This is a genomic window from Syntrophorhabdus sp., from assembly GCA_012719415.1.
GTDB lineage: Bacteria > Desulfobacterota > Syntrophorhabdia > Syntrophorhabdales > Syntrophorhabdaceae > Delta-02.
Genome location: JAAYAK010000247.1, coordinates 55,460 through 63,040, shown reverse-complemented (window position 1 = coordinate 63,040; position 7,581 = coordinate 55,460). Strand labels below are relative to the sequence as shown.

Here is a 7,581-nt window from a genome sequence, read left to right as displayed (position 1 = left end):
CCCGTCTTCCTGTGCTATAATGTGCCGTGCCGTTGAAGATCATACCGAAGAAGCTCCGCAATATCATCATTATTATCATTGCCGTCATCATGATCGGGACGTTGGGGTTCAAGATGATCGGTGGTTCCGAGCGCAGTGTGCTCGACGCCCTGTATATGACGGCCATTACGCTCACGACCGTGGGGTACGGGGACGTGATCGGTCTCGACAACAAGCCCCTGGGAAAGCTTTTCACCATCATCTATGTCTTCATCGGGGCCGGTACCATTGCGTACCTTTTCACGACCCTTGCCGCGTACATCATCGAAGGCGAGTTGAGGAGGGTTTTCAGGAGGAGGAAGATGGAAAAACGGATCGCAAAGATGAAGGATCACTACATCGTCTGCGGTATCGGAATGGTAGGCCTTTACGTGGTGCATGAGATGTACCTCACCAAGAGGCCCTTCATTGCCATCGACCACGATGAGACGAAGCTCGACGTCTTCAAGGCGAACAACATAGAGGCCGACCTTGTGGTCGGGGACGCGACGGAGAACGAGATACTCTGGAAGGCGATGATAGAGCACGCGAAGGGCCTGTACGCCACGACGGATTCCGACAACGACAACATCGTCATCTCTCTAACGGCCCGCCAGCTCAACCCTTCCCTGAGGATCGTTTCCCGGTGCAACGACACGAAGAACATAGACAAGCTCAGGAGGGCCGGAGCAGACTCGGTTGTGGCCCTCAATTTCATCGGAGGCCTCAGGATGGCGTCCGAGATGATACGGCCCCATGTGACCTCTTTCCTCGACATGATGCTCCGCGACAAGTATTCCCCGATGCGGGTGGAAGAGGTGCACGTTCCCGCTCACTCACCCTTTGTGGGCAAGCCGGTAAAGGACATCGATTTCAGGACGATCGGCAACATCATGCTCATCTCGGCCAGGAAACCGAGCGGAGAATGGGTCTATAACCCTTATCCGGACACCGTCTGCGAGAAGGAGATGAGTCTTATCATCATCGCGACCCCTGAGGAAAAGGAACTCCTGGTGGAACTGGTGTCCGGCGGCGCGGACAGCGCGCTGTGAGGTCCGCCCCCTTGTTTGTTCACTCAACGTTGACAACGCTTCGCAAAGGATGATAGTTTTTCACGAAAGGAAACGATGAAGATAGCTGTTTCAGGAAAGGGCGGTGCGGGGAAGACGACCGTCGCAGGGGTCATGGCGCGGATCCTCGGTGACAGGGGCAAGAAGGTGATCGCCATCGACGCGGACCCGGATTCGAACCTGGCGAGCGCGATCGGCATCGATGAGGAGAGCCTCAGGGATGTAAGACCCCTTGCCGCGATGGAGGAGTTCATTGCCGAGCGGACGGGCTCGAAAAAGGGCCAGTATGGTGCCTTTTTCCAGCTGAATCCCCGCGTCGACGACATACCGGAGCGCTTCTCCCTCGTGAAGGACGGGGTGAAGCTCCTCGTACTGGGCAGCATACCCCAGGGGGGAGGAGGCTGTTTCTGCGCCGAGAACGCCCTCCTGAGAAGCCTCCTTTCCTACGTCATGATAGAGCGAGATGAATACGTCATAGTGGACCTCGAGGCCGGGCTTGAGCACCTGGGAAGGGGCACGACGGAGTACATCGATGCCCTCATCGTCGTTGTCGAGCCCGGCAAGCGCAGCTTTCAGACGGCCCGTCAGGTCAGAAGGCTTGCCGACGACATCGGGATAAAGAAGGTCTACGTTGTGGGAAACAAGATCGCCGACGGGCAGGACGAGACCCTCGTCCGCGAGAACCTGGAGGGCTTGCCGCTCCTGGGATTCCTTTCCCTCAACGACAGGATCATCGAGGCCGACAAGAGGGGCGTGTCGCCCTACGACCTCAGTGAAAAGGTCCGGGAGGAAGTGACGGCGGTCCTCGATTCCCTTGAGGACCTCACCGGATGAGAAGGGCCACCGTACTCGTCTGGCTGGTCCTCTCGACGATAACCCTCTCCCTTGTGGCCCTTCTTGTGGCCCTTTTCGGTGACAGGGAAGAGACCATCCACCGCATGGCCCGCCTCTGGGCAAAGATGTATCTCGCGGTGGCGGGAATAAACGTTCGTATCGAAGGGCTCGCGCGGCTCGGCTCGCCTCCGTACGTTCTCATGGTGAACCACCAGAGCGCCCTCGACATATACGCGCTTTTGGCCGCACTCCCGCTGTCCTTCAAATGGATCGCCAAGAGACAGCTTTTCAGGATCCCCGTCTTCGGGTGGGCGATACGGAAAGCGGGCTACATAAGCATAGACCGGGAGAACGCCCGTGAGGCCCTAAAGGCCATGGAGAAGGCCGCGCAGAGGATACGGCAAGGCGCCACCATCATCATCTTTCCCGAAGGTACGCGAAGCGCCGACGGAAAGCTCCTTCCTTTCAAGAAGGGGGGGTTCACCCTTGCCCTTCGGGCCGCGGTGCCCGTCGTTCCCGTCGGCATCTCCGGTTCCAGTGTGCTCCAGCCGAAAGGGTGTTTCATTCCCCGGGAAAAAGGCATAATATACATTGAGGTCGGGGAGCCCATCGTCCTTGAAGGCATGGACAGGTCTCAAAAGACACAGGTGATGGACGACGTGAGGGTCCGCATCGAGGAGCTCATCGCGAAGGGCGGGTCCTCGGGTGGGAAAGGGGGCCGGGGAAGGCCCGGCCCATGACAACGGCAGGCGCATGAACCTATCGGTGGAGCTGAAAAAGGAGATGCTCGGGGTTGCCCTTATCGGGGTGTTCCTGTTCCTTTTCGTCAGTCTCCTCTCCTACCACCCCCTTGACCCCTCGTTCCATACGGTCACGGACGCCGCGGCGAGAAACCTCTGCGGCAAGGCCGGGTCGTACCTGTCGGACCTCCTCATACAGCTTTTCGGTCTCATGAGCTATCTCCTTGTCTCTTACTCCCTGGTCTTCGGCATCTTCTACGTCAGGAAGAAGGACCCTCCGAGCATCATCGTCTTCTCGTCAGGGCTCGTTCTCTTCTTTCTCTCCACGGGAACGCTCCTCCAGGTCTTTGCGGGAAAGGTTTCCCTGAGGGGGATCGAGGTGGAGTTCTCAGGGTTCATGGGGTCGCTTCTCGAAAAGGCGCTCATGAACTTTCTCGGCAATTTCGGCACGATCCTCGTTGCCGTTGTCCTCCTTCTCATCTCCGCCTTCCTCATCATCCAGGCGCCGATCCTCGGGGTGATCGAGGACCGCATAGCGAGACGCAAGAAGGCGGAGCGCCGCCGCGAAATAAAGGTGACCCAGGAGAAGAGAGAGGAGGCGCCGGAGAAGAAGGCGCCGGAGAAGAAGGCGCCGGCCGTGCAGGAGACCTTCGAGTTCTTCAAGGAGATCGGTCCGTACAAACTTCCCGACCCATCACTTCTCGATGATCTGGAAAAGAAGGAGACGAAGGTCGATAAGGATTCCATACAGGCGAACGCGTCCATCCTGGAGAAGAAGCTCAAGGATTACGGGATAGAGGGCAGGGTCACCGAGGTCAGACCCGGTCCGGTCATCACCATGTACGAGTTCGAGCCCGCTCCGGGGGTCAAGGTGAGCAAGATAGCCAATCTCTCAGACGATCTGGCCATGGCGCTCAGCGCCGTTTCCATCAGGATCATCGCCCCCATACCCGGCAAGGCCGTGGTCGGCATCGAGATCCCGAACAGGGAGCGGGAGACGGTGTACATACGGGAGATCATCGAGTCGAAGGTCTTCACCTCGTCCCCGTCACATCTGACGCTCGTGCTGGGCAAGACGATAAACGGGGATTCCTACGTGGCGGACCTTGCAAAGATGCCCCACCTTCTCGTCGCCGGCGCGACGGGGTCCGGAAAGAGCGTGTCCCTGAACAGCATGATCCTCAGCATTCTTTTCAAGGCGACCCCGGCTCACGTGCGTTTTCTCATGATCGACCTCAAGATGCTCGAACTGTCCTTTTATGAGGGAATTCCCCATCTCCTCCTGCCTGTCGTGACGAACGCGAAGAACGCGAAAACGGCGCTGCGCTGGATGACGGACGAGATGGAGAGGCGCTACGCCATGATGGCGCAGAAGGGTGTCCGCAGCATAGAGAAATACAACCACAAGGTCGTGCGAGAGGATGGCGGCGAGACCATTCCGTACATCGTCGTCGTGATCGACGAGCTTGCCGACCTCATGATGGTCTCCCCGAAAGAGGTGGAGGAGTACATCGCCCGCCTCGCGCAGATGGCGCGTGCGTCGGGTATCCATCTCATCCTTGCCACCCAGAGGCCCTCCGTCGATGTCCTGACAGGCATCATCAAGGCGAATTTCCCCGCCCGGGTGGCCTGCAAGGTCTTTTCCAAGGTGGATTCGCGCACCATACTCGACACGAACGGCGCCGAGAGCCTCCTCGGCTACGGGGACATGCTCTTCCTGAGCCCCGGGATCGGGCGGCTCCAGCGTCTCCACGGGTCCTATGTCTCCGAGGGGGAGATCAAACGCATCGTGGAATTCCTGAAGCAGCAGGGAGCGCCCGCGTATCATCATGAGATCCTCGAGGAGAAGGACGATGAGGAGGACGGCGGCGAGGCGATAGATGACGAGAAATATGAGGAGGCCGTCGAGTTCGTGGCATCGAGGGGAGAGGCCTCCATCAGCATGGTCCAGAGGCGGTTCCGGATAGGTTACAACCGGGCGGCCCGCATCATAGAACGCATGGAGCAGGAAGGCATCGTGGGTCCCTCCGACGGTGTCAAACCGAGGGAGGTCCTGAAGAAATGATCCTTAACAGAGGTATGATCGCATGATGGAAAGAGCTTTTTGGAGAACAAGAGATCTGTTGCGGCCGGTCCTTTTCGGTGTCCTGGCGGTGTTCCTGTTGGTTCCCTTTCCCGCCGGCGCTGAGGGAACGGCCGGGGCCGGCGATAACGCGAAACCCGCCGTCAAGGGCGAGACCGGGTCTCCCTTTGATTCCATAAAAAAGACCTATGCAGGCATCACCTCGCTGGAGGCCTCTTTTCACCAGAAGATCTTTGTCTCGGGCATCAAGAAGATACGTGATTTTGACGGGGACTTCTACTTTAAGAGACAGAAGGGGTTCCTGTGGCAATACACGAAACCGAAAAGCAAGACATTCCTCTATGACGGGCGCCACATGTGGCAGGATGAGGAGGGCAAGACCTTCGTGCTCAAGAGCAAGGTGAGCAGGGAGAAGACGGGAGGCACCTTTTTCGACCTCGTCGAGGACATCGCCCGCATCGACAACATCTTCACCGTCAAACAGCACAGCATACTGGCGGGGATGGAGTATTTCGAGCTCCTCCCGAAGAAGGATTCCACCGTCAATATGGCCAAGATCTGGATCGACAAGAAGAACCTTCTGAGGAAGATCGAGATCCTTGAATTCACCGGCAACATCAACACGATCGAATTCACCGACATCAAGGTGAACGCCCCCGTCAGCGACTCGAGATTCATCTACAAGTCCGACGGGGTAAAAGATGTGGTGGAAAGATAGAAGACCCTTTCAGATCTCAGGTTTCAGGCAAAAGACAGTTGCGGGTTCCGGGTTGCGCGTTGCGAGTCAAAAGCCAAAGAGGTACGCTTTTCTCGACCAGCGCAGTAAAGGTTCCGGCATTGGCTCGAACCTGAGACGTGAGACCTGAGACCTGCGACGTGAGACGGTTTCTCGTCAGAGAAACCGTTTTTTCAGTTCCTTTACCAGCGCGATGTTCTCCACATGGCCTGTCTGGCGGGCGGTTATCTTGCCCGTTATGGGACGGTTGAGGAGGTAGATGTCCCCGATGAGGTCGAGGACCTTGTGGCGGACGAACTCATCTTCGAACCTCAGCTTCGTGTTTATGACCTCGTCTTCGCCGAGGATGATGAAGTTATTGATGCGCCCTCCGGTCCCGAGGCCCATCTTCGCGAGCTGCTCGAAGTCCTTGAGGAAACCGAAGGTCCTCGCGGGAGCGATGTTGGCGACATAGTCGTCGCGCCCGGCGACAAACCGGTAATGCTGTGTCCCGATAGGCCTCTTCTGTTCCAGGAGATAGTCGATCTCGAAGTGGTCCGAGGGCTCCGCCGCGAGGTACTTCCCGTTCTGCAGGTTGGGGAGCTCCACCTTTTCCGTGATGACGAGCGGTTCGATCCCGTCGGCCTGGTCGATGACCTCAGCCTCCTCGATCTTTCTGCAGATCTCGATGGCCGAGCCGTCGAAGATGGGTATCTCTTCGCTCACCTTGACGAGAAGGTTCGTGATCCCGTACATATGACAGGCGGACAGGAGGTGTTCGATGGTGCGCACAACGCTGTTCTTGCCTTTCACCGATGACGCGTATCCCACGGAGAAGACGTAGTCGATGTAGGCCGGTATGCGTTCCCCGTCGGGAATGGTCTCGAAGACTATGCCCGTGTTCTCCGGCATGGGCAGGAGGATCATTCCCGTTTTCACCCCGGAGTGGAGTCCCACCCCGTAAACGACGGTGCTCTTTCCGATGGTCTTCTGCTTTTCCCTGGTGCGCCCGGGCGTCACTTCCAGCTTGAAATCCGCAACCGACGGGTCGTGCTTTGAACCGACGCCGATGCTGCGGGAGACGACCTCGAGCACCTTGTCGATGGAGAGGGGTTTTTCGAGAAAATCATAGGCACCCATCTTGACGGCCTCCACCGCCGTCGAGATCGTCCCGTGCCCCGATATGACCACCACCTTCGCGTCGTCCTTCCGGGTGCGTATCTCCTTGAGGACCTGGATGCCGTCAAGTTCGGGCATCCACACATCGAGGAGGACCACGTCGGGGGCTTCGCGCTCGAAGATGGCCAGGCCTTCCTTGCCGTCGGTCGCCTTCAGCACCGAGAAGCCTTCATCCTCGAGGATACCCGAGAGGGAGTCAAGGATGTTCCGTTCGTCGTCTATGATGAGAACCTTGTTCATGACCCAATATTCTATACGAAATGCCGGTGACTTACAAACATTTAGGGCGTGAGGGACGCTCGTCACCGGCAGGCGATCTTTGCCAGCCTGTCGACGATGGTCTGCCCCGGAATGTCCTCCCAATCCTTCTGGCTCCCCGCCTTTCCGTAATCCAGCGTCTTGCCGTCCTGAGACACCTCGAAGACCTTCATGATGGCATATTGCCGGGGGTCTTTGCCGCACCTCAGTTCATACAGCGTGAAACGGCTGGCGAGGGTGTCCATTCCCGTTATGAACATGCCGTTCTTTCGCCGTTTGAGGACGTAGTTCTCCCTGCCTTCCTTCGAGTAGGTCAGCCTGTCCCAAACACCGGCGGTCTGCCCGGATCCGCCCTGTCCTTTCTCGATCACGTAATGGTGCTCACCATCTCCGTCGGTGATGAGCGCCTGCCAGCCGGTCTTCTCTTCCATCCTTGGAAGAGTGCCCTCGATGGATGCCTTGAGGGTCTTTTTCTGCTGGAGGTGAATGGCTATGACGGCTATGACGATCACCACTATCCCTATGATGACCCCTATTATCAATACCGTCTTGAAGGTTGGCGTTTTTTTGGGCAAAAGACATTCCTTTCCGAGAGCGTGCCGATCGCAGACCCTCCGGCGATTTTTTCCAAACCATACCATCGAACAGGGCCCTTTGCAAGAGCAGCCGCCAAAATTCTTGCAT

The 7,581-nt window shown here is 57.7% G+C and carries 7 protein-coding genes; 5 read left to right on the top strand and 2 right to left on the bottom strand.

Annotation, left to right across the window (positions count from 1 at the left end; all coding sequences use genetic code 11):
• Window positions 1–26 precede the first annotated feature (26 nt).
• The 5 genes from GXX82_14965 to GXX82_14945 all read left to right on the top strand — a co-directional run bounded on the left by GXX82_14965 (window position 27) and on the right by GXX82_14945 (window position 5,463).
• The gene (locus tag GXX82_14965; protein NLT24340.1) at window positions 27–1,070 is read left to right on the top strand and encodes a potassium channel protein; all 1,044 of its coding nucleotides are present in this window, start codon (window positions 27–29) and stop codon (window positions 1,068–1,070) included.
• 75 nt (window positions 1,071–1,145) lie between these two features.
• On the top strand, window positions 1,146–1,922 hold the full coding sequence (locus tag GXX82_14960; GenBank protein ID NLT24339.1) for an AAA family ATPase: 777 nt from the start codon (window positions 1,146–1,148) through the stop codon (window positions 1,920–1,922).
• Complete coding sequence (locus tag GXX82_14955) at window positions 1,919–2,662, top strand: 1-acyl-sn-glycerol-3-phosphate acyltransferase (protein ID NLT24338.1); 744 nt, start codon at window positions 1,919–1,921, stop codon at window positions 2,660–2,662. Before GXX82_14960 ends, GXX82_14955 begins: the two co-directional genes overlap by 4 nt.
• A 13-nt stretch (window positions 2,663–2,675) precedes the next feature.
• On the top strand, window positions 2,676–4,727 hold the full coding sequence (locus tag GXX82_14950; GenBank protein ID NLT24337.1) for a DNA translocase FtsK: 2,052 nt from the start codon (window positions 2,676–2,678) through the stop codon (window positions 4,725–4,727).
• Window positions 4,728–4,785: 58 nt separating this feature from the next.
• Window positions 4,786–5,463: an outer membrane lipoprotein carrier protein LolA gene (locus GXX82_14945; protein ID NLT24336.1), complete on the top strand. Its 678-nt coding sequence runs from the start codon at window positions 4,786–4,788 to the stop codon at window positions 5,461–5,463.
• Between the two features lie 174 nt (window positions 5,464–5,637).
• Here the strand turns inward: GXX82_14945 and lpxC are convergent, their stop codons facing one another.
• Both lpxC and GXX82_14935 read right to left on the bottom strand, forming a co-directional pair.
• Window positions 5,638–6,879 (bottom strand): UDP-3-O-[3-hydroxymyristoyl] N-acetylglucosamine deacetylase, encoded by a 1,242-nt coding sequence (lpxC, locus tag GXX82_14940; GenBank protein ID NLT24335.1) that lies wholly within the window; start codon window positions 6,877–6,879, stop codon window positions 5,638–5,640.
• A 62-nt stretch (window positions 6,880–6,941) separates the two neighbouring features.
• On the bottom strand, window positions 6,942–7,472 hold the full coding sequence (locus GXX82_14935; protein ID NLT24334.1) for a hypothetical protein: 531 nt from the start codon (window positions 7,470–7,472) through the stop codon (window positions 6,942–6,944).
• Window positions 7,473–7,581: the final 109 nt, after the last annotated feature.